Source organism: Chryseobacterium sp. AG363, from assembly GCF_003610675.1.
GTDB classification, from domain to species: Bacteria; Bacteroidota; Bacteroidia; order Flavobacteriales; family Weeksellaceae; genus Chryseobacterium; species Chryseobacterium cucumeris.
This window is the reverse complement of record NZ_RAQF01000008.1, coordinates 122,166-147,464: the sequence shown is the minus strand read 5'-3', so window position 1 is coordinate 147,464 and position 25,299 is coordinate 122,166. Positions and strand designations below refer to the sequence as shown.

The 25,299-nt window shown below is 36.9% G+C and carries 29 protein-coding genes; 14 read left to right on the top strand and 15 right to left on the bottom strand.

The window, feature by feature from the left end; translation table 11 throughout:
• Positions 1-281: 281 nt before the first annotated feature.
• From DEU39_RS23420 to DEU39_RS23395, 6 genes are all read right to left on the bottom strand, one after another.
• The gene (locus DEU39_RS23420) at positions 282-1,793 is read right to left on the bottom strand and encodes a carboxypeptidase-like regulatory domain-containing protein (protein ID WP_120233556.1); all 1,512 of its coding nucleotides are present in this window, start codon (positions 1,791-1,793) and stop codon (positions 282-284) included.
• An 11-nt stretch (positions 1,794-1,804) separates the two neighbouring features.
• Positions 1,805-3,169, bottom strand: coding sequence for a CsgG/HfaB family protein (locus DEU39_RS23415; RefSeq protein WP_120233555.1), 1,365 nt, complete (start codon positions 3,167-3,169; stop codon positions 1,805-1,807).
• Between the two features lie 24 nt (positions 3,170-3,193).
• Positions 3,194-3,604, bottom strand: a complete 411-nt coding sequence (locus DEU39_RS23410; protein WP_062675648.1) for a curli production assembly/transport component CsgF — start codon at positions 3,602-3,604, stop codon at positions 3,194-3,196.
• A gap of 11 nt (positions 3,605-3,615) precedes the next feature.
• The gene (locus tag DEU39_RS23405) at positions 3,616-4,350 is read right to left on the bottom strand and encodes a curli production assembly/transport protein CsgE (RefSeq protein WP_228432378.1); all 735 of its coding nucleotides are present in this window, start codon (positions 4,348-4,350) and stop codon (positions 3,616-3,618) included.
• A 7-nt stretch (positions 4,351-4,357) separates the two neighbouring features.
• Complete coding sequence (locus DEU39_RS23400) at positions 4,358-4,756, bottom strand: hypothetical protein (protein WP_062675348.1); 399 nt, start codon at positions 4,754-4,756, stop codon at positions 4,358-4,360.
• Between the two features lie 118 nt (positions 4,757-4,874).
• Positions 4,875-5,693, bottom strand: a complete 819-nt coding sequence (locus DEU39_RS23395; protein WP_062675349.1) for an RIP homotypic interaction motif-containing protein — start codon at positions 5,691-5,693, stop codon at positions 4,875-4,877.
• Positions 5,694-6,173: 480 nt separating this feature from the next.
• Here DEU39_RS23395 and DEU39_RS23390 point away from each other — a divergent pair, with 480 nt between their 5' ends.
• From DEU39_RS23390 to DEU39_RS23375, 4 genes are read left to right on the top strand one after another with little or no spacing between them, the layout of a single operon-like run.
• Complete coding sequence (locus DEU39_RS23390) at positions 6,174-6,803, top strand: NUDIX hydrolase (RefSeq protein ID WP_034697165.1); 630 nt, start codon at positions 6,174-6,176, stop codon at positions 6,801-6,803.
• Positions 6,804-6,830: 27 nt separating this feature from the next.
• A complete protein-coding gene (locus DEU39_RS23385) occupies positions 6,831-7,637 on the top strand; it encodes a lysophospholipid acyltransferase family protein (protein ID WP_062675350.1) in 807 nt (268 codons plus the stop codon).
• A gap of 15 nt (positions 7,638-7,652) precedes the next feature.
• The gene (locus DEU39_RS23380; RefSeq protein WP_062675351.1) at positions 7,653-8,090 is read left to right on the top strand and encodes a hypothetical protein; all 438 of its coding nucleotides are present in this window, start codon (positions 7,653-7,655) and stop codon (positions 8,088-8,090) included.
• Between the two features lie 6 nt (positions 8,091-8,096).
• On the top strand, positions 8,097-9,434 hold the full coding sequence (locus tag DEU39_RS23375) for a UDP-N-acetylmuramate--L-alanine ligase (RefSeq protein ID WP_062675352.1): 1,338 nt from the start codon (positions 8,097-8,099) through the stop codon (positions 9,432-9,434).
• A gap of 48 nt (positions 9,435-9,482) precedes the next feature.
• On the opposite strand, the gene DEU39_RS23370 is transcribed toward DEU39_RS23375, so the two are convergent.
• The 4 genes from DEU39_RS23370 to DEU39_RS23355 form a co-directional block, all read right to left on the bottom strand.
• Positions 9,483-10,094 carry a hypothetical protein gene (locus tag DEU39_RS23370; RefSeq protein ID WP_120233553.1) on the bottom strand — a complete coding sequence of 204 codons (612 nt, stop codon included), beginning with the start codon at positions 10,092-10,094 and terminating at the stop codon, positions 9,483-9,485.
• Between the two features lie 93 nt (positions 10,095-10,187).
• Entirely contained in the window at positions 10,188-11,246 is a 1,059-nt protein-coding gene (locus DEU39_RS23365; protein WP_120233552.1) for an NAD(P)H-dependent flavin oxidoreductase, read from the bottom strand.
• A gap of 145 nt (positions 11,247-11,391) precedes the next feature.
• Positions 11,392-12,096 carry a DNA alkylation repair protein gene (locus tag DEU39_RS23360; RefSeq protein ID WP_120233551.1) on the bottom strand — a complete coding sequence of 235 codons (705 nt, stop codon included), beginning with the start codon at positions 12,094-12,096 and terminating at the stop codon, positions 11,392-11,394.
• A 101-nt stretch (positions 12,097-12,197) separates the two neighbouring features.
• On the bottom strand, positions 12,198-13,073 hold the full coding sequence (locus tag DEU39_RS23355; protein ID WP_120233550.1) for an aldo/keto reductase: 876 nt from the start codon (positions 13,071-13,073) through the stop codon (positions 12,198-12,200).
• A 284-nt stretch (positions 13,074-13,357) separates the two neighbouring features.
• On the opposite strand from DEU39_RS23355, the gene DEU39_RS23350 reads away from it, so the two are divergent.
• Positions 13,358-13,792, top strand: coding sequence for a GNAT family N-acetyltransferase (locus tag DEU39_RS23350; protein WP_120233549.1), 435 nt, complete (start codon positions 13,358-13,360; stop codon positions 13,790-13,792).
• The gene (locus tag DEU39_RS23345) at positions 13,793-14,260 is read left to right on the top strand and encodes a GNAT family N-acetyltransferase (protein ID WP_120233548.1); all 468 of its coding nucleotides are present in this window, start codon (positions 13,793-13,795) and stop codon (positions 14,258-14,260) included.
• Here the strand turns inward: DEU39_RS23345 and DEU39_RS23340 are convergent.
• Positions 14,237-15,133, bottom strand: a complete 897-nt coding sequence (locus DEU39_RS23340; protein WP_062675359.1) for a LysR family transcriptional regulator — start codon at positions 15,131-15,133, stop codon at positions 14,237-14,239. The two genes, DEU39_RS23345 and DEU39_RS23340, sit on opposite strands and share 24 nt — an antisense overlap.
• Before the next feature lie 73 nt (positions 15,134-15,206).
• Positions 15,207-15,920, bottom strand: a complete 714-nt coding sequence (locus DEU39_RS23335) for a metallophosphoesterase family protein (protein ID WP_120233547.1) — start codon at positions 15,918-15,920, stop codon at positions 15,207-15,209.
• Between the two features lie 464 nt (positions 15,921-16,384).
• On the opposite strand from DEU39_RS23335, the gene DEU39_RS23330 reads away from it, so the two are divergent.
• The 6 genes from DEU39_RS23330 to DEU39_RS23305 all read left to right on the top strand — a co-directional run bounded on the left by DEU39_RS23330 (position 16,385) and on the right by DEU39_RS23305 (position 21,327).
• Entirely contained in the window at positions 16,385-17,002 is a 618-nt protein-coding gene (locus DEU39_RS23330) for an NAD(P)H-dependent oxidoreductase (protein ID WP_062675361.1), read from the top strand.
• Positions 16,999-17,883 (top strand): NAD-dependent epimerase/dehydratase family protein, encoded by an 885-nt coding sequence (locus tag DEU39_RS23325; protein WP_120233546.1) that lies wholly within the window; start codon positions 16,999-17,001, stop codon positions 17,881-17,883. The genes DEU39_RS23330 and DEU39_RS23325 overlap by 4 nt, the downstream gene beginning before the upstream one ends.
• Position 17,884: 1 nt before the next feature.
• Entirely contained in the window at positions 17,885-18,172 is a 288-nt protein-coding gene (locus DEU39_RS23320) for a putative quinol monooxygenase (RefSeq protein WP_120233545.1), read from the top strand.
• A gap of 2 nt (positions 18,173-18,174) precedes the next feature.
• Complete coding sequence (locus tag DEU39_RS23315) at positions 18,175-18,927, top strand: type 1 glutamine amidotransferase domain-containing protein (RefSeq protein ID WP_202967948.1); 753 nt, start codon at positions 18,175-18,177, stop codon at positions 18,925-18,927.
• Positions 18,928-19,154: 227 nt separating this feature from the next.
• Positions 19,155-20,138 (top strand): aldo/keto reductase, encoded by a 984-nt coding sequence (locus DEU39_RS23310; RefSeq protein WP_120233544.1) that lies wholly within the window; start codon positions 19,155-19,157, stop codon positions 20,136-20,138.
• Positions 20,139-20,358: 220 nt separating this feature from the next.
• Positions 20,359-21,327 carry a cyclase family protein gene (locus DEU39_RS23305; RefSeq protein ID WP_120233543.1) on the top strand — a complete coding sequence of 323 codons (969 nt, stop codon included), beginning with the start codon at positions 20,359-20,361 and terminating at the stop codon, positions 21,325-21,327.
• 245 nt (positions 21,328-21,572) lie between these two features.
• On the opposite strand, the gene DEU39_RS23300 is transcribed toward DEU39_RS23305, so the two are convergent.
• The 3 genes from DEU39_RS23300 to DEU39_RS23290 all read right to left on the bottom strand — a co-directional run bounded on the left by DEU39_RS23300 (position 21,573) and on the right by DEU39_RS23290 (position 23,091).
• Entirely contained in the window at positions 21,573-22,016 is a 444-nt protein-coding gene (locus DEU39_RS23300; RefSeq protein WP_120233542.1) for a carboxymuconolactone decarboxylase family protein, read from the bottom strand.
• Between the two features lie 4 nt (positions 22,017-22,020).
• Positions 22,021-22,455, bottom strand: a complete 435-nt coding sequence (locus DEU39_RS23295; protein ID WP_183037468.1) for a DoxX family protein — start codon at positions 22,453-22,455, stop codon at positions 22,021-22,023.
• A gap of 63 nt (positions 22,456-22,518) precedes the next feature.
• Complete coding sequence (locus DEU39_RS23290; RefSeq protein ID WP_120233541.1) at positions 22,519-23,091, bottom strand: Crp/Fnr family transcriptional regulator; 573 nt, start codon at positions 23,089-23,091, stop codon at positions 22,519-22,521.
• 65 nt (positions 23,092-23,156) lie between these two features.
• On the opposite strand from DEU39_RS23290, the gene DEU39_RS23285 reads away from it, so the two are divergent.
• Together DEU39_RS23285 and DEU39_RS23280 are read left to right on the top strand one after the other, a co-directional pair.
• On the top strand, positions 23,157-23,522 hold the full coding sequence (locus DEU39_RS23285; RefSeq protein ID WP_062675367.1) for a DUF1304 domain-containing protein: 366 nt from the start codon (positions 23,157-23,159) through the stop codon (positions 23,520-23,522).
• A 525-nt stretch (positions 23,523-24,047) separates the two neighbouring features.
• The gene (locus DEU39_RS23280) at positions 24,048-25,298 is read left to right on the top strand and encodes a glycine betaine/L-proline ABC transporter ATP-binding protein (RefSeq protein ID WP_120233540.1); all 1,251 of its coding nucleotides are present in this window, start codon (positions 24,048-24,050) and stop codon (positions 25,296-25,298) included.
• Position 25,299: the final 1 nt, after the last annotated feature.

The window sequence follows — 25,299 nt, the reverse complement described above, 5'->3', positions numbered from 1 at the left end:
TCCATGAATCACTCAAAAATTCCAGGCTTATGCAAAGTCTGGAATTTTTTCTTTAACACCTGATATTAATTTCTATAATACTTCAGGGAAAGTCTTTTATTAATTATTCAAAGTTTTGAAGATAAAAAGTGAGGCAGAGAAACTAGAGACAAAACATGAAAAACATATTTAATTAATTCTAAAAAATTGATCTCTAATGGTACAGATATGATCTCATACCTCACTTTAAAACTAAAACCTTGGACTTTAAACATTAAACATTGAACTTTACACGTTATATTTTACTCATAATCCGGCATTTCTCCATTACTGAACAGTATTGCCCTTGTCATATCGGTCAGCGTACTACTAAGGTCAATGACCATTATATTCCTTTGAGAAATATTGTCGTTGGAGGTATTCATGAATATAATCTGAGCATTATTTGGTGAGAACCTAGGATCGAGGTCATTCGTTCCCAGTACTTTTTCGCTTTCTGCAGAAATATCACTCACAGCATCTGTAACAAGGTTATAGATAAAGATATGTGAATCCAGCTGACGGTAATTTCCACTTCCATCCAAATATCCGGACATATCACGGGTAAAGAGAAGAAGCTGTCCGTCTACAGAGAAGTTTAAGCCTCCGCTGGCACCTGCAGTACCTGACAATACCGTTTTAAGAACAGCACCATTTATATCTATTACATGAATTTTAGTATTGTATCCGTTATAATCATTGGTTTTCAATGCTATTTTACTACCATCATAGCTCCAGTCACATTCGGAGATCAGGCTTCCATCCGGAGTTGTATAGACTAAGCTCAAGCCACTTCCATCTTTATTAATTCTGTACAACTTATTAAAATTGGAGTAAATAAGCTCCTTACCGTTGGTACTCCATGCAAAGTCCATTTCATAGTTATTAAAGCCTGCAACAGCAACCGTTGTTACTTTAAAAGGATTGGAGCCATCCGGATTGGCAGTATAAAGATGGGTACTTCCTCCTTCCGTACGAAGGAATGCAATGAGACCTGCATTATTGTTTTTACGCGGTCGCCAACTGTTGTAGGAAGAACTGGTAAACTGGAAGTTATTTCCCTGATCATCACTGGAAATAATCACAAAGTTTCCATTTTGTTTCTGAACGTAATGATACCTGTTGGCCGGAACTGTATTGGTAGTAAATTTACTGATAGAGCTTAAAACTGGCTGGTGAATGCCGTCCGAAACAGACACCTGCCAGAAGTAACTTACACCAAACTTCAGATTTGAAAGCGTATAGTGGTTTGCTGTCAAATCATTAACCTGAATCACATTAGTGTCAAGATTATTTTTAATGGTCAGACTGTATCTTAATACATCTGCTGTATCGGGATCTGTTGCGCTCCAGGTTAATTCGACGCTCAAAGGTTGATTTACTGCGTTATCTATCGGACTTAGCAACTGTGGTGTAGCGGGAGGAGAATTCAATGAAGTATCATCATCCATCTCAAAAACTACCGTTACCACCTGATTTTGATTTTGTATATTGACTGACTGAAAGCTTGTGATATATCCTGAAAGTTCTGCTTTTACAGAATAATTCCCTATCGGCATGGCAGCGATTTCAAATGAACCGTCTGTACCACTGAAAACCGTTTGTGTCGTAGGATTTGTAAATATCTTCACATTAGAAAGCGGCACATTGCTACCCCTTTTCACGACTTTTCCTTTTAACATTCCTGTTTGCGCCTGTTCTACAAGGTCTTCATTGCATGAAAACAGACAAAAAGCAAAGATGAATATGCTGAATATTTTAATTATAGTTTTCATAGTTCGTGTTTTTATTTGTTTCCGAAGTAAAAGTTGATTCCTATTCCAAAGCGCAAAGCCTGATCTTTTCTTTTCCCATTAACAAGGTCTTCCCAGTCGTCTTTGAAGCCAAGATCATATTGGGCTGAGGCTCTCAGCGAAAAATTCTTGCTGATCATATATTCCAGCCCGCCACCAAACTGTGCTTTATATTGAGGTTTATATTTTGAATACAACGCTCCTGCTCCACCATACACAAATGGACTGAATCTGTATTTCGGAAAAAGGATGTATTCCAGATTCACTTCAGGACCATAGTAGTTTCTTTTCACAATATTTGAATTTTCAAGCGTAAAGTAGCTTGCGTTCAGTTCCATATTCAGATAAGGAGTAAGGAAATATTTAAGCCCAATTTTTCCACCAACATTCATTTTAGGACCTACATAGTCATCTTTAACTTTCTGTCCTTCAACGTTGGCAAATATGGATACTTTCTGTCTGTAATCCTGCGGATATCTGCCTCCAACAACTCTGTCATTATTTTGCTCCTGCTCTCTGTTATATTCATTAATTAAGCTTTGATATCCTCCATTCTCATCTATTGCCTTCCCCCATATTTTATCTCTGATTCCTTCAACAATCAGGGCTTTTACTGCTTTTTCTATTGCTTCTGTAACAGCGAGCTGAACAGGTTCGTTTTGAGTCAGACCTACCTCAGCTTCCAGTAATCTTTCAGTATCAATATATCTGAAAAAACTTCCGTTAACACTGGTTGAAAGAATGGTTTTAGAAGTATAAACCGTTTTAAGAATTTCTCCGTTAAGTGTAGAGACAGCGCGGAGATAGATGGTAATTCTGTCCTGGCGGTACTGTGTGGAAGCTCCGATTCCGAAATACCTTGCTCCAAGTCCTCCGGTCAGAATATTGCTGTCGTATGAGATAACGCCGCCTTCAAGAAGAATTCCGGCGTATAAAAGAGGTGGAAGTGATTGATTGTTTTTGTCTGCATCCTTGATATATTCCTGTCTGGTGGAACGGATGATCTGTCTTTCATTGAGAAGATTAGCGATGTTTTCCCTTTCAATAGGGACAAACCATCGGCTGTCTTCTAATGCTTTGATAAGAATGGTTGTAGTTCCCTGAGGGACTGCCGTACTCCAGTTGTTTCCATTTTCGGAAGGTTTATACTGGCCGGTCTGGTCTCTGAATTTGTAGACTCCTATTACAATTTTCTCTTTGGGAAGCGGAAGATTTTTTAATTCTGCGGTGGAAGATGTAACCTCTCCCATTGTTGGTTTTTCGGGATCCGAAGGTAAACCAAATATTGAACTACAGGCCTGCAGAATGCATAGCAGGAAGGTGCAGAAAAAGATTCTGGTATAAGTGTAGGTTGTCATGGTAAGTTTATTTTTAGTGATTACCTATTTTGGAATTACGATCTCGGACTGATCGCCATTGCTGGTATCCAAAATATTGATTAAAAGTCCCTGATTAGTATTGGTAATTTGTAGATAAAGGGAACCGAAAAGATAATTTCCGGGTTTTATGTTTCCATCACCAAACTGTTCTTCAAACAGTTTTCGTGAAAGCTCACTGAGGATCTGCCTGTTAAGACTCTCAGTAAAACTATCAAGAGAGTTCACCCGATCCAGCAAATTGCTGAAATCATTTTTTTCATCAAATGGGTTTTGGGCATTAGCAGAGCTTAAAAGCCACTGGTAATTAAATGTATCTCCTCCAAAGGCTGGATTTACCGGCTTATAGACGAGCTGCTGAGCTTTTCCGTAGAAAATACCCGCAATACATGTCAAAATAATGATAAATGTTTTCATGGCGGACATTTTTAATAGATGAATTCATTTTTAATAAGATTTTTCTTAGCATTAAATTCTTTGATATATTTTAAGCTATAGCTTAATTGTTCTTTTAAATAATCCTCTGCCGGATTGGTCATAAAACTGTAAATAATTTTATCTTCCATCTGAATATTAATCTGACCACTTGTTCCACGGAGAGGAAGTTCTGTAATAGTTATTACGCTACTGCTTTTATCAGGAAGCTGACTGTACTGCATGTAAAACATATCATAAAAGTCTTTTCCTACTTTGGTTTTTGTCTCATCAATAGTAAGTCCTCTGAGTTCGTAAGCAGCATCTTCTTCTATCTTAGCTGTTTTTTTTTTGAAAAGATCGCTGTTCAGTTCAACACTGTCTTTGGCAATCAGCTTCTGGGTTTCTTCATCCCTGATATAAAGGAAAGCTTTGAGAGCATCTTTTGATTCAAGATTCACACTGATTTCCGATAATACCTTTACTTCATTGGGATTGACGGAAAATTTACCGTTCTGCTGGTTGTTTGAAAGATTTCCACTATTGCCTTTTTTAATGGAAATCAAAAGGTAATTCAGTTCTTTATATACAGCAGTGTTATTGATTACGACTGCTTTCAATCTGACCTGGTTTTCAAGGACACTACTCTCTATCCTTGCGTTTACTTTCTTATCTTCCTGCCCATAAACCCATACAGACAGGAAGGTAAAAAATGTACCCAAGCTAAGGGAATATAAAAGTTTCATCATTTGTGTTTTAATAGTTTCTCATGAAAACTGTCTTATTATCTCCCTTTACATTAATCTGAATTCCATCCGAAATACTGTTGCTTCCTGTAACATCAATAATATTATTGTTTCCCTGTGCAGTAATGGCAGCTTTTGTTTCTTTATCTGTAAATGAATTGATAAAATATAGTGTATTGAAATCTCCCAGCTGTCTTACTATAATATTCGTTCGGGTATTTAGGGAAAGTTCGGCATTGTTATAGTCTCCTATCTGGATGATATCGGATCCATAAGAACTCTGATCTGTCTGTTGTCTGGCTATAAGATTAAAGATTGTATTGCTGTTGACCTTATCCCAGTCTATTTCCTGTGCATGTATTGGCAACATTATGAAAAGAGCCAAAACACTCCATTTTAAGTTAAACATAGCCTTAGTATTAAAATTACATGATAACAAAACGGAGAAAACCGAAGGGTTAAAAAAGGAGAAACACTGCAGTTTCTCCTTTACAATTTCTAAGATTTACAGTATCTTGTTATAGGGCTTAATTTGACTGATTTACAATCATTGAGTTTCCATTACCCATCTGAGTTCCTACATGAACATGGCCAAGACCGCTCTGAGCTACCCAGGTAAAGTTACCATTACCCATCTGAAGATCAAGAGCTGTGTTGGAATCTCCTATCTGGAACTGATAAAGCTGGTTAGCATTACCTATCTGTACTCCTGCAGAAGTGTTGTCATCTCCTACCTGTACTGAGGCCGCAATATTACCATTTCCTGCTTGAATATGAGTGGCACTGTTGTCATCACCATCCTGATACTGAACAAGAACATTATTAGCTCCTATCTGAAGTCCGCTGGCATCATTTCTTCTTCCCAGCTGAACCTGATAAGCGTCATTCCCAATACCCACCTGAATAGCAGAAGCATCATTTCTTCTTCCGTCCTGATATTGGAAAACATAGTTTCCTAATCCAATCTGTACTGAAGAAGCATCATTTCTTCTTCCGATCTGAGTTTGTTCTGTAGAGTTAAGTACTCCTAATTGCCAAGTTGAAGCAGAGTTTCTGTTACCCATCTGTAACACTTCATTTGAGTTTCCAATACCCATCTGATCTACATCTACAGAGTTTCTGTTTCCGATACTTTTTGCATTATTGACATTTAAAATTCCTACCTGGTCAATATCTGCAGTATTACGATTCCCTGTCTGTGTAAGAGAATTGATGTTCAAAAGACCTGTCTGGTCTACTGTAGCAACATTTAAGTTTCCTGTTTGAGTAGTCACATCAATATTGAATTGTGCGAATCCGAAACTCATTGCGAATAGTGTAAGTACACCTGTAAGTAAATTTTTCATCTTAGTAAAAATTAATTGGTTAATAGTAAGGCAAAGGTAGCTTCCCCGTCAAAATGAAAAACCACCATCAAAGTGTAAATTTTGAAAATCACTGTTTCCAGTTGGACAAGTCATTATTTACCGTTACGGAAAAACACCATCACAACATATTGATTTACAGTAAAATCCATCAATAGTGAATATTAATATTTATGCAAGGATGATTTCTTCTAAGCAAGCCCGATTTTTTATCTATTCAAAACATCACAATTCAGGGTTTTACGCTATTTCTTACCCAATCCTTTCAAATTTATTTTATCCACCGAAAATCAATTTTATATTAGAAATTCAAGACTGAAAGTGAAATAGATTGCATTTTATCATTCATGATATCTTATTAGGTTTAATAAGTAAATATTTCTGGCTACGATGCGGTCTTTCTCATAGGTTAATTAATGTTAAGGCACTTATTTCTTCAAGATATATTGCTAAATTTGAGCTATGGAAAATTTTGGAAAAGATTTATTAAGAAAAATAAAAAGCGTGGAACTTCCCGGTGAACACGCCCATGGAGTATTCTCGCCTCCCTACCGTCCCGTTTTTACTTATGATGAAGTATTGTCAAAGAATCCCAAATTTGCGGCAGTCAATATTGTTTTATATCTGAAAGACAACGAATGGTATTTTCCATTGATTCAAAGAACGATTAATGAGCACGACAGACACAGCGGGCAGATATCACTGCCTGGAGGAAAGCGTGAGGAAATGGACAGAGATTTTGCAGAAACCGCAGTTCGTGAAACCTCTGAAGAAATCGGAATAGATAAACATTATGTAAGGATCATCAGAGAAATGTCTCCTATCTATATCCCGCCAAGCAATTTTTATGTGTATCCCTATATCTCTTATACCAAAAAGAATCCTGCTTTTGTTCTTCAACAGACTGAAGCTGTGGAAACCATAGAATTTCCCATCACTTCCTTTTTAAACCTGTCGGATACCCCGGAGATTATGGCTCTGCCAAGCGCAGGCGGACATGATGTTCCTGTCATTAATTTCAACGGATATATCATTTGGGGTGCTACAGCCATGATATTAAGTGAATTCAGTCAGTTGCTGAAAAAAATGTAACTTTGCACTACCGTGTTTAATTGAGAGATGGCGAAGAAAAATATTTTCACCGATGCATTCGGAACTCCTTATTTTTTGAAAAGGTTTATTATTTTTATTTTAGGAATTGTTTCTTACAGAAGATTCAATGGCTTTAATAAGTTAAAAATAACCGGTACAGAACACCTTGTGGATCTTCCGGACTCTAACGTACTGTTTGTATCCAACCATCAGACCTATTTTGCAGATGTGGCGGCAATGTATCATGCCTTCTGTGCTGTGAACAACGGATATTTAAATACAATAAAAAACCCGATCTATCTGTTGAATCCGAAGATCGATTTTTACTATGTGGCAGCAGAAGAAACCATGAATAAAGGTATTCTTCCCAAAATTTTCAAAATTGCCGGAGCTGTAACGGTAAAAAGAACATGGAGATCTGAAGGGAAAAATGTCAACAGAATGGTAGACATGAGCGAGGTAGATAATATTATGAAAGCATTGGACAATGGCTGGGTAGCTACTTTCCCTCAAGGAACTACATCGGCTTTTGCACAGGGACGAAGAGGAACTGCCAAACTGGTAAAAAATCAGCGTCCTATTGTAATTCCAATCAAAATAAACGGATTCAGAAGAGCTTTTGATAAAAAAGGACTCCGCGTAAAGGTAACCGGTGTAAAACCTACGATGGAATTTAAAGCTCCTTTGGATATTGATTATGATAATGAAAAAGCACCGGAAATTTTATTGAAAATTATGACTGCTATTGAGCAGACAGAAGATTTCAATCTATTACACAGTTATGATGAAGAACTTAAAGCTAAAAAATTAGAACAAAAGGACTCAAATAATTAAAGTAAATTAAAAATTATGAACAAAATACTTGGAATCCTATTCGCAATCATAGTATTAGTTTCATGCAACAGCCAAAAGGTATATTCGGATTTTGACATCAGCTATTCGAAAAGCGGAGGTGTTGCTCCTATTTATGAAAATCTTCTTATCAAAGGAAATAATGTACACTACTCTTTTGAAGGACAGGGAAAGAAATACAAACAGGATTTTAAAATTTCTGATGAAGATTTAAAGAAACTGGATCAGGTTCTTTCTCAGAATAATTTCAGGAGAATACAGGAAGACCGTAAAAAATTGTACGACAATATTTCAACGTCCATCAACGTCAAGAAAGGTCCCAATGAAGGCAGTAAAACGGATGCCAGTATGATCATTCCGAATTACAAGACCAACTGGAACAATATTCTTGAAGCTTTTCAGCAGATCATTAATACTAATGTTAAAAAACAGTAAATACAATTGAAAACCCACTTCATTGCCATTGGCGGAAGCGCCATGCATAATCTCGCCATCGCATTAAAAGACAAAGGATATCAGGTGACAGGTTCTGATGACGCTATTTTTGAGCCTTCAAAGTCCCGATTGGAAAAGAAAGGAATTCTGCCTCAGGAAATGGGCTGGTTCCCGGAAAAGATCACTTCGGATATTGATGCAGTCATTCTTGGGATGCATGCACACCAGGATAATCCTGAGCTGGCAAGAGCAAAAGAACTGGGCTTGAAAATATATTCTTATCCTGAATTCCTGTACGAACAGTCTAAAAATAAGACAAGAGTTGTCATTGCAGGATCACATGGTAAAACAACCATTACTTCAATGATTCTCCATGTTCTGAATTTCCATCAGAAAGATGTGGATTTCATGGTAGGCGCCCAGCTTGAAGGTTTCGACTGTATGGTAAAACTGACTCAGGATAATGATTTCATGGTTTTGGAAGGTGACGAGTATCTTTCATCTCCTATTGATCTTCGTTCGAAATTTTTATTGTATCAACCCAATATCGCTTTAATGAGTGGTATTGCATGGGATCATATCAATGTATTCAAAACATTTGATGATTATATCGAGCAGTTCAGAAAGTTTGTGGCAAGCATTACAGCAGGCGGCGTTCTGGTATATAACGAAGAAGACCCGGAAGTCGTAAAAGTAGTGGAAAATGCAGAAAACTATTTCAGAAAGATCCCTTACAGAACTCCTGAATACGAAATCAATAATGGTAAAGTATATTTAAAAACGGAAATGGGAGATGTTCCTCTTTCTGTTTTTGGAGCACACAACCTGCTGAACCTTGAAGGAGCAAGACATATCTGCCAGCAGTTGGGAATTATGGATGAAGATTTCTATGAGGCAATCATGAGTTTCAAAGGCGCATCCAAGCGTCTTGAAAAAGTGGAAAGAGAAGATAAAGGAATTCTTTACAAAGATTTTGCTCATGCACCAAGTAAGGTGAAAGCAGCTGTAAAAGCCTTCGCAGAGCAATTTAAAAAGGATAAGAAATATGGATTCCTGGAGCTTCATACCTATTCAAGCTTAAATCCTGCTTTCCTTGAACAGTATGACCATGCTATGGATGGTTTGGAGGAAGCCATTGTTTTCTATTCTGAAGACGCATTGAAGATCAAGAGAATGGAAGCTATTTCTCCTGAGTTTATCAAAGAAAAATTCAGGAATGAAAATCTAAGGGTTTTCACCAATGCTGAAGATCTTCATACCTACTGGAATACATTAGATAAAACGGATGGTGTTTATCTGATGATGAGTTCCGGAAATTTTGGAGGATTAGACTTAACAAAATAAATAAAAAGCTTCAGAGTATATCTGAAGCTTTTTTATGGTAGTTTATTTTTAATCGATCAACTTTTTATTATTGGTCAGTTCGATACTTTTTATGGAACCTACCGGTGCTATTTTTATCGTTTTATTTCCTTTGGCCAGATAAATATAATACATACTGTTGGATCCTATGAGATGTACCTGATCAAAGCTTTCATCACCATAGTTTAACTTATAGTCATATTTAAGTTTATTCTCCTTTATCTTCCTGGTGAGCCCAAGACCCTCTCCCCATCCTATCCCTACAAAAAAAGACAGTAACATCATGGCAAGAAATCTCACAAACATATTGGTAAAATGATTCTCAATAGCTTCTTTAGTCATAGTTTTATGTTCTTTAAGAGAAGCCATTTTTAAAGCCCATTTTTTATCTCTATTGGCCTGTTTTGACAAAAAAGAGGGAAAAGCAAATGAAAATACAACTATAATAATGAGGGCAATCAGTATTACCGGGTGAGCCGTTAGAGTGGCTATCGGGCTTATCAAAATATCCATTATCGTTGAATATTTCAGAATATTAATCCCTATCTGATAATAGAATACACTCTCTTTTAATATTCCCATTATGACGAGGAAAAGATATCCGAACGGAAGAGATCTCTGAATTCCTTCTGAGTATTTCATGGATGTTTTTATTGGTTTAGTTTTATATTGGTTCAGATCAATACTATTGATGTACGAAAATATAAAATTATCATCAAATTAAAACATACAGATTTATTTTTCACATTCTTTAATCAGATTTCTCAAAATTTCCTCCGTAGATTCTTCACTGTACCGATGAATGGACTGCCCTACCCATATTCCTACAAATTCAGGATTTTGTAGAGCTTTAGCTGCTTTTCTCAGGGCATTCGTAAGTTTGTTCTGATAAGGATAAGGTAAAATATATTCTGAGTTTTCAACTGTTTCTATAAACTGATTTTTCACTCCTCTGGCATACCTTCCGGAGAAACTTTTCGTTAAAACAATTTCGTCTTCTGTTACTTTTTTCAATCGTTCTTTTTCAAAAGGCAAAAGAGCACTTTCCTGAGAAGTTAATAGAAGATTTCCAACCTGAAAACCTTGCGCACCTAAGTCTTTCACAGCCTTTAATGTTCTTGCTTCGTAAATTCCTCCTGCATAGATTAAAGGAACATTTACCTGATCAAAGATCTGCGATAGTAAAGATAAACCTCCGATCTGCGGAATATTTTCTGCTTCAAAACTTCCTCTGTGTCCTCCAGCTTCTATTCCCTGAACACAGATGATATCAATACCGGATTTCTCAAGAAATAAAGCTTCCTTCACAGAAGTACATGTTCCGATAAGGGTAACACCATTTTCCTTTAATTTCTGAATACTCTGATCCTCCATATTTCCAAAAGTAAAACTTAATATTTTACAATTTTCTTCAATGATAGCATCCACCTGTTCACGATAACCGTTGACACTGATTTCTTCAAGATCCGGAAGGTGCACTTCGATACTATTGTCTTTGGCCAGCTGCTCAATAAATTGCTTGGTTTTACTATACTTTTCTCTTAAAGCATCTGTCACTTCAGGAATGTGATGAACAAATATATTGGCAGCAAACGGTTTATCAGTCAGTTTTCTTGTTTCCCTGATTAATTCCACAGACTGGTCTGCAGAAAGGTCAGCCAGCGCCAAAGATCCGAGACAGCCTGCTTTTGTAGCTGCTAATGCCATCTGTACCGTGCTCACTCCAAACATTGGAGCCTGAATTACAGGATATTCTATACCTAGTTTTTTACTGATTGTATCCGGCCAAAACATAAGAATTATTTTTATTAAAATGTATGAAGAACAAAGCAATAGTTTTTGTTCCAAGATATGATATTGCTCACTATTTATTCAAGGTTCAATGTTTAGAGTTTAAGGTTGTTGATCAACTTCTATTCTATATTAAATGAATAAAGATTTACTTTTTCTTCCTGAGTTCTTTGTAGAACAATTTTAATTCCGGATCCAGTTTTTCTGTTGCGTAAGAAAATGTAACGGCAGACATTGTTTTTACATAAGCAGTGAGAAAACCGTGTAATTTCTTTTTGTCTTTTTTTCCGGCTTCCCGAATCCAGCTTCCTACAGCTTTATTCACTAGCTCATTTGGATCGCGAACAAGAATTTCCGCTATGGCAAAAGTGTCTGCTACCTCATTTTTCCGAATAAATGCATGAGTGCTTACGATGGCTGTTCTTCTTTCCCATGGACTGTCGGAATCAGCAAGTTTGTATAAAATGTCTCTCGGTTTATCAATAAGATATTCTCCAATAATACTTCTGGCAGCTCTGTCTACAAAATCCCAGTTATTCAAACGGTCATGGCGGTTGAGATAGAGATCAAAAAGGGCTTTCTTATGGTCTTCAGACGTTTTTTTATTTCTCGCCTGAAAATCCATGATGCTTACCGCTCCCATTCTTACCTCATAAAAATCACTGTCAAGAAGCTTATTGATTTCCTCCAGAGACATCTCCGAAAATTCTTTAGCCGTAGAAAAAACATCTCCGAATTTCGTCCCGAAACTCTTGGTAATACCATCATTACCTTTGAAAAACTTCTCGGCTTTATTAAGCTCTTTTTCATTCTTAAATAATGCGAGTGTTTCTATGAATTCTTTTGCAGTCATGGTTATATTGATTTAAAAATCCCGCAGATCTCACAATAGCTCAGATTCGTAGATCTGTAAATTTGTGAAAGCTGCGGGATGTATTTTTTATAAATTCCAGATTAAATATCCGCTACGGAATTTAACATTTTTTGCTCCCATTCAGGATCTTTAGGATCAAAAAATAATCTTTTCCCAGTATCTAAAGAACGGACAACATTCATTTCATCTTCTGTCAGTTCAAAATCAAATACATTAAAGTTTTCTTCAATTCTTGAAGGGGTTACAGATTTTGGAATCACGACAAATCCTTCCTGTAAGTGCCATCTCAAAATTACCTGAGCTACTGTTTTTCCATATTTTTCTGCAATAGCTTTCAGATCAGGATTGCTTAAAAGATTTGCATTACCGTTTCCTAACGGGCTCCAAGGTTGAGTTACGATATTATTTTCTCTGTCATACACCTGCAGTTCTTTCTGCTGAAATACAGGATGCAGTTCAATCTGATTGATAACCGGTAAAACAGTTGAGTTAGCTTTCAATTCCTCCAGTTTTTCTACTGTAAAATTACATACTCCAATCGCTTTGATTTTTCCTTCGTGGTATAATTCTTCCAAAGCTTTCCATGTAGCCAGAAAATCTCCGTATGGCCAGTGGATAAGATACATATCAAGATAATCCATCTGTAATCTGTCCAATGTTCTCTGAAAAGCACCTTTCGCCTTTTCGTATCCATGATCCTGAACCCATACTTTGGAGGTGATAAACAGTTCGTCTCTGTTTACACCACTATTTTTCACAGCAGCACCTACCGCGGTTTCATTCCGATAAATAGCAGCAGTATCAATCATTCTATATCCCGTCTGAATAGCTTTAATTACCGCATTTTCACACTCCTTCAGATCTTCCATCTGCCATACTCCGAATCCTAAAGCCGGGATATCCACTCCGTTATTTAATGTTACCACAGGTTGTCCTGTATAGGTTTTCTTTTGCATAAATCTTTATTTTAATTATTAATATAAAGTGATAAACAAATTTGCAATAAAAAATTGAAAATACAGCCTACCAATTTTACTGTTCCTGTTAAAAAATTGTCATTTAATGAGGTTTGTTTAAACTACCCCCGTCTTTTTGCTTTGCAAAAATCCACCCCTTCAAAGAAGGGGAATGAGTGGTCGATAAAACGGCTATGTCTACTTCTAATTTCCAGCCTCAAAATCCACCCTTCTGCTAGCATCTCACCTCCATTTTCCCTATTTTTGTCTAAAATTTAGAAATCATGTCACAACATATCAGATTGGCTACAGCAGAGGATTATCCGGCAATTATGGAAATATGGGAATCAGCAGTAAAAGCAACTCACGATTTTCTTACTGAAGAGGATTTCAATTATTTCAAGGAAGCCATTCCAAGAGACTACCTTCCTCATCTGGAAGTGTATTTAATTACTGAAGATAATGAATCTAAAGGGTTTGCTTCTGTAGCAGACGGTAATCTGGAAATGCTTTTCATTCATAATGACACGCGTGGAAAAGGGTACGGTAAAAAACTTTATCAGTTTATGAAAGAGAAAACCGGACTGACGAAAGTAGATGTCAACGAACAAAATCCCCAAGCCATTGGGTTTTATGAAAAAATGGGATTCAAAAAGGCCGGAAGATCTGAGAAAGATGGTTCAGGAAAGGATTATCCACTTATTCATATGAGTCTGTAAATGGAAAATTTCACTTTCAATCTATTGCATTCTGATTCGGAGATTCCTTATCATCTCCTGTTGTTGGCTGATGAAACCCAGGAAGCAATTAATCAATACATTTTCAATTCTGATATCTATCTTCTGCATGACGGTACTGAAAGCATTGCGGTAATGGCATTGTGCAGAAAAAGCAATACTGAACTGGAAATTAAAAATGTTGCCGTCATTGAAAGCTACCGAAGCAAAGGCATCGGAAGTATTCTGATGAATAAAGCAAAAGAAATTGCGAAAGAAAATCATTATAAAACACTGACTGTTGGAACATCGGATACCGGTGTCCAACAGGTCAGATTTTATGAGAAAAACGGTTTTATTAAAAGTGGAATCCTGAAAAATTTTTTTATTGAAAACTATCCGGCTCCTATTTATGAAAACGGTTTACAGATGAAAGATATGGTTTTATTAAGCCATCACCTTGCGGAATAAGCCTTTGATATGTTCTATTTCGGTTTGATAATTGGTTTTCTTACGACAACCGAAATACAGGGTATTTTCAAACTTTTTCTTTCCTTCCCAGATCAGCTGAATATTACCGCTTGCAATATCATTTCTGCATAGAAAGTCAGGAACAACGGCTAACCCAGTTCCTCCTTTGAGGCAACGGATGATTGAGTTCATGTTGGGAACGATATAATTAGGACGAAAATTCGGTTTATGACCAAAATTCAATATCCAGTACTGGAAAAGATGTTCCATATCACCAGTGGTTCCGTACCATTTTTCGTTTTTCAGCCACTCCTCTATCTGTTCGGCATCTTTTGTTTTCAATACTTTATTGAAAGCTGTCTTATCCACATCCTTCCCTCCAACCAGAATGATCTGCTCGGAAGAGAATGCTTCATGTTCGATATTGGGTGAAGATCCTTTTTTGGGAGTGATGATCAGATCGAGGATTCCCTTATCCAGTTGGTCCAGCATTTCTGGGTATTCTCCGAAACTGATAATCAGATTAAAAGGCAATGAAGAAACATATTGCTCCAAAGTGGTCTGAAAAGTCTCAAAGCACATCCCGACACTGATGGTTGGAGTATGCTTCTCTGTAGATTTTTGGAAATTTTTCTCTACATCTTCGAGTTTGGTAATAGGTTCGGCAACTGCATTAAACAATACTTTTCCTCTTTCTGTCGGAATCATTTTTCGACCCGTTCTGTCGAATAGTTTGTATCCAACATAAGCTTCCAATGAGCTTAAGTGAAGGCTCACTCCCGGCTGTGATATAAACAGAGCATCGGCAGCACCTGTCAATGTCCCGGTTTTATAGATCGCCTTAAAAGTACGATACCATTCTAAATTAACCATGACTTAATTATTAATATTATAATACAAAATTACAAAATAATTATAATATTGATACGTTTTCATTTTCCAGGAATTACGCATAATAATCGGGAATCCCGCTTTCCCTTATCTGGCGGGCAGTTTCATCAATCGGATAAGACAGCTGAATAATTTCAGGAGTAATTTTTTCTTCATCTAATGTAAGAATAAGGTAAGAAGCCAGTCTGTTTTTTTCTTTAGAACGCCCCACGGAACCACAATTGACAGCCCAGGTATTATTTTCAAACTGTTTTTTAAATGATAAATGGGTGTGCCCCATCACAACAAGATCAGCGTCCGCATTCTTCAACATAGATGTAAAAACCTCATCATTCTCAGATTCGTATAAATAGGTATCATTACTTTCAAGACTGGAATGAACCAGCTGGATGTTCCAGTGCTTTTTACCTGTTTTGTAATTTAGTTTTAAATGAAAAGGGAGTTCGGAAAGAAATTTTTTGTTGGATTCTGTAATATGTTTTTTAGAATGATCTATCGCAATGAATCTGGCAGTGGTTTCTTCTTCTGAATGCTTAGACAAAGGAACTACAGGAATATCAAAGGCAATTCTTTCGTCATGATTTCCCATCAGGCAGGGAATGTTCAGACTTCTTATTTTTTCTATCACTTCATTGCCCCAGGGTGCAAAATCAACCAGATCTCCCAAGCAGAATCTCTGACTGATTCCTCTTTGCTCTATATCCTTCAACACAACTTCCAATGCAGGAAGATTTCCATGCACATCACTAAAAACAGCTATCTGTATCATTGTCCTTCAATTTGTTAGACAAATTTACCTGTCAGAAAATAATTCCGGTTCAGAGATGATATGATATTTTACCATGAAAGGGGAAATTGTCAATCGTCAATTTTTGCTTCGCAAAGTCAATAGTGAATGATTAACTGCTGATTAGAAATACCTGTATATACAAACAAATCAGCTGCACTCAATCCCGAACCACGTATCCAAAACGCGTAAAAAATTCACAAGCGAAGCGGATTGATTCTTCGCCAGTCACGATCAACAAACCTCACATCTCGTACCCGGACCACGTACCCCAAAACGTGTAAAAAATTCACAAGCGAAGCGTATTGACCATTGACCATTCACATATATAACCTTAAATCTCTCAAACTATAATTTAAATAATACTTTCCTATAATTTATATTATTTTTATTATACAATCATCTGATCTAACTTTGCAGAGTAAAATTCAAACAATCATAAAAAAATGAAAAAAGTACTAATCATCAACGGAGGACAGAATTTCGGACATTCCGGGGGAAAATATAATCAGACTATCGCAGACAATACATTAGCCGTTCTTAAAGAATTTGATAATGTAGAAGTAAAGATAACCAATGTAAGTGAAAATTACGACAAAAATGAAGAAGTGGAGAAATTTGTCTGGGCAGACTACATTATTTATCACACTCCAATCTGGTGGTTCCAATTGCCTAACGGATTGAAAAAGTATATTGACGAAGTGTTCACAGCAGGTCACGCTAAAGGAATTTATATGAGCGACGGAAGAAATGCTGAAAATCCGGAAATCAACTATGGTACAGGAGGAATGCTAGGAGGAAGAAAATATATGTTGACTACAAGCTGGAACGCTCCCGCAACTGCTTTCACTCTTCCCGGAGAATTTTTCAGTGAAAAAAGTGTGGATGAAGGACCATTATTTGGATTCCACAGAATGAATGCCTTTGTTTCGATGGAAAAAATGGAAAGCTTCCACTTCCACGATGTGGAGAAAAACGCCAATATAGAACGCGATATGAAGCTTTACAGAGAACATGTGAGAAATGTTTTTGAAAAAGAATTAAGATCTGAACTGGTATCATGAAAAAAATACTGATCACAGGTGTTACCGGCTATATAGGCGGAACTATCGCAAAAAAACTCCTCGACAGGAATTATGAAGTGACAGGACTGGTTCGTAATGAAACCCATGTACAGGAACTGGAATCATTAGGAATCAAAACCATTGTGGGAAATATTCATGATGAAGATCTTATCAGAACAGCAGTTTCCGATGCAGATGCAGTTATTCATAATGCAGATTCAGCAGATGATGCGTATGCAGCAGATAACTTTATCAAAGCTCTGGAAGGAAGTCAGAAAACCTTTATATTCACTTCAGGCTCTGCCATTTTTGGAGGAAAGGAGAATGGCCAAAAAAGTGACTTTATCTTCAGAGAAGATTTCCCTTTGCAGCCAAGACTGGAAATGGCATCAAGAGTATTGATCAACAAGTACGTCCTGCAATCTGCCAGCAAAGGCATACGAAGTATTGTTATTGTTCCTACCATGGTTTACGGAGAAGGCCTTGGAATAAAAAAAGACAGCATTCAGATTCCGGCTCTTATCAACTTTTCTAAGGAGAAAGGGCATGGTGTTTATTTTGGTGAAGGTGAAAATATCTGGTCCAATTTACATATTGAAGATCTCGCAGATCTGTATGTACTCGCATTGGAAAAAGCAAAAGGAGGCTCTATCTATTATGCAGAAAACGGTTCATCTTCTCTGAAAAACATTGCAGAAAATATCAGTAAAAAATATAACTTACAATCAGCTAAATCATTAAGCATACAGGATGCGGTTGACAAATTTGGTCCTGCAGGAGGTTATTTCGGTTTTGCATCCAACAGCAGATGCAGTTCAGATAAAGCCAAAGCAGAACTGGATTGGAAACCTATTTATAATTCAATTGAAAATTTTATTTAATATGAAAATTCATCTTACAGCCATTATAAAATCCAAAGCAGAACATCAGGCAGAAGTACTGGAAGTTCTTCAGAATATGGTAAAAGAAACAAGAAAAGAAGAAGCATGTGAACTTTACAACCTTCATCAGGGAATTGAAAACAAAAATGAATTTGTTTTCTACGAAATCTGGAAAAGCAAGGAAGGGTTGGCACAACACAACCAACAGCCTTACATTCAGGCCTTCGGAGCTTTGGTCGAGGAGAAACTTCAGGAAAAACCACAGATTTATATCACCAATCTTATTTAACAATGAAAAAATTAGCGTTTTTAATGCTTGCGATCTTTACGATAGGATTCATACAGGCACAAACCAAAAAATCAAAGAATATGAAAAAGAAAATTTTATTCGTCGTTACCAGCCATGATAAAAAAGGCAGTACCGGTGAAGATACAGGATATTATCTGGGTGAAGTTTCTCATCCGTGGGAAGTTCTTCACAAGGCAGGATATGAAATCGACTTTGTAAGCCCGAAAGGCGGAACACCTCCGGTAGACGGCTTCGATTTAAAAGATCCTGTCAACAAAGAATTCTGGGAGAACAAGGAATATAAAAATAAGATTGACCATTCTATGACGCCGTCACAAGTGAATCCGAAAGAATACTCAACAATCTTTTATGCAGGTGGACACGGAGCAATGTGGGATTTTGCAGACAATAAGGAACTGGCAGATATTGCTTCCAAAATTTATGAAAATGGAGGTATTGTAGCCGGAGTATGTCATGGTCCCGCAGGTTTGGTGAATATCAAGCTTAATAATGGGAAATATCTTGTAGATGGTAAGAAAATCAATGCTTTTACCAATGAAGAGGAATCTGAAGTAAAATTAACGAACGTTGTTCCATTCTTACTGGAAGATAAACTGAAAGAAAGAGGAGCAAAATTTGAAAAATCAGGGCTTTGGCAAAATCATGTGGTAACAGATCAGAGAGTAATCACAGGACAGAATCCACAGTCTGCAAAAAGCGTTGGAGAAGCTATCGTAAAGGAATTAAATAAGTAACAGACAATTTTTAACCACAAAAGTCACAACAGTTTTCAGTCACTTAAGTAAAAAAAGATGCTATTCAGAATACAGAGAAGAACACTTAAGTTCTTTTTAAATCCGAAAAGTTCTTAAAAGGGTCACTACTGAAACGGCGAGAATTCCCCTCCTCCGGAGGGGTGGCGAAAATTCAAAGAATTTTTGACGGGGTGGTATAACACAACAACAATTTTTAAACAAACAAAATGGAATACAGAAAATTAGGAAACACCGATTTAGAATTATCAGCAATCACACACGGAGCTTTTGCCATCGGTGGAAACATGTGGGGCGGTAATGAAAAACAGGATTCCATCAATTCTATTCATGCTTCATTGGATCACGGAGTAACTTCTATTGATACCGCACCATTCTACGGTTTCGGACTGAGTGAAGAAATGATCGGTGAAGCTATCAAAGGAAAAGACCGTTCAAAAATTCAGCTTTTAACAAAATTTGGATTGGTATGGGACGGAAGCAACAACGGAAAAGGAGAATTTTTCTTTGATGCAGAAGATGAAGGAAAAACTCTTCCGGTTTATAAGCTGGCTTCAAAAGAAAACATTATCAAAGAAGTTGAAGAGAGCTTAAAAAGATTGGGAACAGACTATATCGATCTTTTACAGCTTCACTGGCCGGACAGCACAACGCCTATCTCTGAAACTATGGAAGCGATGGAATTATTAATCCAGCAAGGAAAAATCCGTACTGCAGGAGTAAGCAACTACAGTGTAGCTCAAATGGAAGAAGCCAAGAGAACTTTACTACTTGCCAGCAACCAGGTTTCTTACAGCATGCTGAACCGTGCTATTGAAAACGATCTTGTCCCTTATTCTTTAGAAAATAATACAGGAATTATTGTGTACAGCCCAATGGAAAGAGGTCTTTTAACAGGTAAATATTTCAAAGAAAACCAATTAAAAGAAAACGACCATAGAAACGGATATTTCTCTCAGTTTGATCTGAATAAAGTGAAAATTTTCTTAGAAAAAATAGAACCTATTGCACAGGAAAAAGGAGCAACGCTTTCTCAACTGGTATTAAAATGGACAACGCTTCAGCCAGCAATCACAGTCGTATTAGCAGGAGCAAGAAATGCACAGCAAGCCATCGAAAACGCAAAAGCAATGTCTATTGACCTTTCACAGGAAGAATTGAAGTTTATCAATTCTGCTTTGAGCGAAATATAATATAAAGCTGGAAGAAGGAGGCTGGAAGATGGAAGTTATTGATGTCGGATAACCAATAGATTGGTTTACGATTGAACTTCAACTGTCATTCCGACGAAGGAGGAATCTCTTTGTTACATGCAGAAAAGTGCATAGAAACCACCTAATTATCAATACACTAATAGAACTTCCCTCTCCCAGCTTTCTGCTTCCCTCTTTTAACCCCCAAATCTTTTTAAAAATGAAAAATAATCTGATCAAAATGTTCGGGTTAGCTACGCTATTGACTATCAACAGCATTAGTTTAAAAGCTCAGACACTCGTCAATCCGGAAGATCAATCATGGTATCCTTCTGCTTACGGTGCGAAAGATGAGATTGGAGCAGTCAATCTATTAACGCCGGAAGTTGTAAAACAGGCACTAGGATTAGTAAAACAGGGCAAAACATTAGCGCTTGCGGTTCCTATTGATAAAAACCTTCCTGCTTTCAGACACAGAAGTTTCAATTTATACAATATTCAGCCCGGAGAACAGGGCGGAAAAAGCATAGGTCCTAATAAATTCACCTTCAATGACGAACTGGTCAACGGATGGACCGGAGTGGGAACACAGCTGAACGGTATCGGACATATTGGTATTGACAATACTTACTATAACGGAAACAAGGCAACAGATTTCGTAACCGTAGAAGGCGTAAAAAGACTAGGTGTTGAAAAAGTACCCCCTTTCGTTACCCGCGGTGTAGTGCTTGATATGACTGCACATTACGGAAAATCAATCGTGCCCGGAGGAACAGAATTTACAGTAGAAGATATTAAATCTGTTTTGAAGAAACAGGAACTTACCTTACGAAAAGGTGATATCGTTCTTTTCAATACGGGATGGCTTGAATTGATTGGTAAAAACAATCAGCAATTCCTTGAAACAGAACCCGGAATAGGAATGGATGCCGCAAAATGGCTTGCCGATCAGGGAATCGTTGCTTTTGGCGGTGACACCTGGGCTTCCGAAGTATATCCTAACCCAAAAAGTAAGGAAGAATTTCCCATCAACCAGTTTATGCTGGCTAAAAAAGGAATTTATAACCTGGAACTGATAGACAGCCGTCCTTTGGTAAAACAAAAAGTCTGGGAATTTTTATTCGTGCTGGGACAGCCTTTGTATGTAGGTTCTACTCAGGTGAATGTAAATCCTGTAGCTATTTATTAATTTAATTATTAGAAATATAATCCGAGAAACGGAGAGACAATGTAATTCCGGTTTAAAAAATAAAATGAACCAAAAAATTTATTTTTAGAATTAATACCCGAACCCTGTTACACTGTCACTTTGCATCTTGCATCAAAACGGCCTTTCAAAAATTTGAAAGGCCGTTTCTTAAAATAAAGTAAACATCCGTAGATGATGCAGTTTTCACCAACTTTCATCCTCCATCACCCATCTTCCTGACTTCCCTATTTTGCAATCGGAAGATGAGTACTTACTGCAATTCTGTTCCAGGCATTGATGGTAATAATCGCCATAATAATCTGAGCGATCTGGTTTTCATCAAAGAAAGACTTTGCTTTCTGATACGTTTCTTCAGTTAAACCTTTATCGCTGATCAGTGTAATTTCTTCTGTCATTGCCAAAAGTACCTGCTCTTCTTCAGTGAAAAATTCTTTTGCTTCTGTCCATCCGTTCAGAATAAAAATTCTTTGAGGATTTTCTCCGTATTTGATGGCATCTTTGGTATGCATATCAAGACAGAAAGCACATTTATTGATCTGTGAAGCTCTGATCTTAATCAGTTCCTTCTGAATGTGTGTTAAAGAAATCGTTTGTAAATACCCTTCCAATCCCAGCATAGCTTTATAGGCTGCTGAATCTACTGTTGCAATATTTAATCTTGCGCTCATAATATTATATTTTTTTGGTTAATTGATCTATACTTAAAGAATAATGCTGCTGTACCGCCAGTAAAAGTGCTGCTGCACTTCCCACCCATACGGAATAGTTCAGTGGAGCTTTTGGTCCCGATGCGATGGTCATGGATATCGCAAAAATTAACAGCAGGATACTGCTTCCGTAGGCCGCAATTCTTGTTTTAAATCCAAAAATCAGCATCAAAGGAAAAAGAATTTCTAAAAAGGTTGCGGCATACGCTGAAACCGTACTTAAAGCTTCCGGAAGAAAAAAGGTAAGCTGTCTTGTATATTCTTTAAAACGCTCCATGTTTCCCCATGAAGAATTTTCTTTGCTCCATAATCCGAACCTGTCTGCTACTGCAGAAAGCATCGTAACGGCGAGAGCCAGTCTTAAAAAAAGTTGCGGAAATTGATTTTTTTGATCTGTCATTGCATTAGCTTTTAATCACATGACAAATTTCCGTCTTCTGATCCGTAAAAAACTTAAACTGGTTTAAGATCGTAATTTTGCTCTGATTTCACTCAGATATTCCGGAGTAAGATTCAAAAATGAGGCAATCAGATATTGAGGAATCCTTTGAATAAACCACGGATACAATGTACTGAAATGCATATAAAGTTCTTCTCTGGACATCTCATATAAATAACGGATTCTGCGTTCCGCAGCAGCATATGCCCGCTGATAGATCATGCGAAAATACCTTTCCATAACAGGATGCTTTTGTAATAACTCTTCCTGTCGCTCCAGATCAATCACCAAAACGGAAGAAGGTTCTACCGCCTGTATAGAAAAGTTAGTTTGTATATGCCTTTCGTAAGAAAATGTATCTGTAATCCACCAGTTTTCAATGGCAAATTCCGTCGTCTGCTCTACTCCTTTTTCATTGATAAAAAACTTTCTCAGACATCCTTTCACTACAAAATACATGGTCCGGCATACTTCACCTTCCAGCACCAGATTTTGCTTCTTTTTAACATCCATTACCTCAAAAAATGATACAATAGAAGTATATTCTTCGTCAGTTACCGTAATAAATTTGTTTAAATGTGATTTGAATGAATCCATTGTAAGATTTAATACTCAAACTTAACTTTATTTTTTTAGTTTTACAATGAGAAAAATATTGAATCATGGAAATCGTTGCTAAAATTCTGATCGCTGTCGTTGCACTGGAACATCTTTATATACTTTGGATGGAAATGTTCGCATGGGAAACCAAAGGAAAGGAAGTTTTTAAAGCAGCTCTCCCTCCGGAAATGTTTAAACCAACGAAAGGACTTGCTGCCAACCAGGGACTTTACAATGGTTTTCTGGCTGCCGGACTGATCTGGTCATTCCTGATTAAAGATCCGCAATGGCAGACCAATGTGGCATTATTCTTTTTAGGATGTGTAGCTGTAGCCGGAATCTATGGAGCCATTTCTGCCACTAAAAAAATATTTTTCGTTCAGGCTTTACCAGCTATCCTTGCCATTATTGCTGTTTTATTGAAATAATCTTACAGCTTAACTTTTAAAATAATTACCTTATTTATCTTTTAACTTTAATGATAAGAGAAAATTCGTCATGGAATCACATCTTTGAAATAGTAGTGAAAATCAATAATTTACATATGTAAAAATCCATTTAATATAAAATTCGTAAATTTGCACCGTCATAAAAAATTGATATACAGTTTTTTGATGCTGGCAAGCATTTTGATGAAATGTAGCCATTCAAGTTGTTCAGTACACATATCTGTAATTACCTCATCAGTAATTTAATTGTAGAATCTATGTAAAAGATTAGTTTCTTTTTACATAATACACTCTTTTTCTAGAGTATAATCTATTGAAATATTTAAAATAAACATAAGGCCGGCAGGTCTTTATGCTGTTATTTTTTTGTTTAAAGCTTTTATCACTAAAGGCTTAGCAAATTATTTTATCCTATGATCAACAGCAGAACAACAAAAGCTAAATGTATGTAATGAATTGGTGTACAATTTTTTATATCAAATTATTAATTGAAAAATTCTGAATATGGAAAAAAATGAAAACACTAGAAAAGTAAAACTTAAAGTGGAAGACCTGACCATCATCTTTGGTAAAAACAAAGAAAAAGCACAGGAACTTCTGGATAAAGGTTTTTCCAAAAAGGAAATTCTTGAAAAAACAGGCTGCACCATAGGAATCAACAAAGCCAGTTTTGAAATTTATGAAGGAGAATTCTTTGTGATCATGGGACTTTCGGGAAGTGGAAAATCTACTTTACTGCGTTGCCTTAACAGACTGAATGAACCCACTTCAGGAAAAGTATTCATCAATGACGATGATATTACCAGTAAAAACAACAAGGAACTTTTACAAGTAAGAAGAACGGAAATGAGTATGGTATTTCAGAAATTCGGATTACTTCCCCATCATACAATTCTCGACAATGCTGGTTTCGGATTGGAAATAAGAGGAGAAGGCAAAGCTTCACGCGATAAAAAAGCACAGAAAGCATTGGACATCGTCGGATTAACCGGCTTTGAAAACCAATATCCTTCCCAACTTTCCGGAGGAATGCAGCAGAGAGTAGGATTGGCAAGAGCACTGGCAAACGACCCTGAAGTTCTGCTTATGGATGAAGCCTTTTCCGCACTGGACCCATTGATAAAATCTGAAATGCAGGATCAGCTGCTTGAACTGCAGAATACGTTGCAAAAAACCATAGTCTTTATTACCCATGATCTGGACGAAGCCATTAAAATCGGAGACCGCATCGTCATCATGAAAGATGGTGTCATAGAACAGATAGGAACTGCTGAAGATATTTTAACCAATCCGGCAAGCGACTATGTGAAAGCATTCGTAGAGAAAGTAGACCGTAAAACCATTATTACCGCAAGATCTTTAATGTTTGACAAAGCGACAGTTGTACGTTTCAGAAAAGACGGTCCTGAAGGAGCTTTAAGAAAAATGAGAGCCACGGGATTAGAAAACTTGCCAGTGGTAGATTTTCAAAATAAATTTCTGGGTTTTGTAACCCTTAATGATGTGGTCCGCATTGCCAGAAAGAAAGAACCTACGGTAGAATCTATTATCAACAGCAATGTTCCTTCGGTTTATCCTGAAGTAACTGTAGAAGAAATGCTGCCGCTGATCTCTGAAAATAAATCATCCATTGCTGTTATTGATGAAGACAATAAATTTTTAGGTCTTGTCACTCAGTTATCACTGGTCATAGAAGCGACCAAATTTAACGAAGAAGAGATTATCGAATTAAAAGAAATCGCAAACAACCAATAAG